The 1636-nt window shown below is 64.5% G+C and carries 1 protein-coding gene; it reads left to right on the forward strand.

Annotated features, from left to right (window positions below):
* The coding region (locus ACYVLQ_RS00715; RefSeq protein ID WP_460695372.1) for a type I polyketide synthase at positions 1 to 1636 on the forward strand (1636 nt) is incomplete at both ends.

A 1636-nucleotide genomic window follows, 5' to 3' on the forward strand; every position in this document is an offset into this window, starting at 1 on the left:
TGATCCGTTGTCGTTGCGTGGGAGTGGTACGGGTGTTTTCGCGGGCGTCATGTACCACGACTACATGTTCTTGGCCGCGACCAGCGACCGCAGCGCCGAACTCGAGGGCTATCTGAGCGCGGGCGGGGGCGGCAGCATCGTGTCCGGCCGGATCTCTTACGCGTTGGGTTTGGAGGGTCCGGCGGTGTCGGTGGATACCGCGTGTTCGTCGTCGCTGGTCACTATTCATCAAGCGTGCCAAGCCCTCCGATTGGGCGAATGCGATCTGGCGCTGGCAGGCGGTGTGACCATGCTGGCCACTCCTGCCATGTTCGTGGAGTTTTCTCGGCAGCGTGGGTTGGCTCCGGATGGTCGGTGTAAGTCGTTTGCTGATGGGGCGGATGGTGTTTCGTGGGGTGAGGGTGCGGGGTTGGTGGTGTTGGAGCGGTTGTCGGATGCGGTGGCTGGGGGTCGTCGGGTGTTGGGTGTGGTGCGGGGTTCGGCGGTGAATCAGGATGGGGCGTCGAATGGTTTGACCGCACCGAATGGCCCGTCACAAGTACGCGTGATTCGGGCGGCGTTGGCGAACGCGGGACTGACACCGGGGGATGTGGACGCGGTCGAGGGCCACGGGACGGGCACCCCTTTGGGTGACCCGATCGAAGCGCAAGCTCTGCTGACGGCGTATGGGCAGGGTCGTGATCGTGGGTTGTGGTTGGGGTCGGTGAAGTCGAATATGGGTCATACGCAGGCGGCGGCGGGTGTTGCCGGGGTGATCAAGGTGATCGAGGCGATGCGCCACGAGATCCTGCCTCGTACTTTGCATGTGGATGCGCCGAGTTCGCATGTGGATTGGTCTGCTGGGGATGTGCGGTTGTTGGTTGAGCAGCAGCCGTGGATCCCGGAGGAGGGGCGGCCACGCCGTGCGGGGGTGTCGTCGTTCGGGATCAGTGGCACTAATGCGCACGTGATACTCGAAGAACCACCCGCGAACGAGATTTCGGAGACGGGCAGCAAGTCCCGTCCGCTATCGGTCGTTGGACCGGAGCATGCTGTGCCGCAGCAGGTTTCGGGTATACCCACACCGTGGCTGTTCTCCGGTCGTTCGCTCGAAGGCGCGGTGGCCCAGGCGGACCGGATGCGGAAATGGGCGGCGAGTCATCCCGCGGCCGCGGTGGATGTGGGTTGGTCGTTGGCGACGACGCGGGCGCAGTTGCCTTGGCGGTCGATGGCGGTTGTCGAGAGCGGCGGGAGCACGCCCGAGGTTTCTGAGCCGGTGCGGGTGCGTTCGGGTAAGTCGGTTTTTGTTTTTCCGGGTCAGGGTGCGCAGTGGTCGGGGATGGGTCGGGAGTTGTTCGGGGTTTTTCCGGTGTTCGCTGAGGTGGTGGGTGGGGTTTGTGATCCGGGGTGGTTGTTCGATTCGGGTACGGATGTGGATGCGACGGGGAATGCGCAGGTGGCGTTGTTCGCGGTGGAGGTGGGGTTGTTTCGGTTGTTGGAGTCGTGGGGGGTGCGACCGGATGTGTTGGTGGGTCATTCGGTGGGTGAGTTCGCTGCGGCGCATGTGGCGGGGGTGTTGTCCCTCGAAGACGCGGTGCGGTTGGTGCGGGCGCGGGGTGCGTTGATGGAGCGGTTGCCGGGTGGGGCGATGTTGGCG

The organism is Nocardia thraciensis, assembly GCF_054782435.1.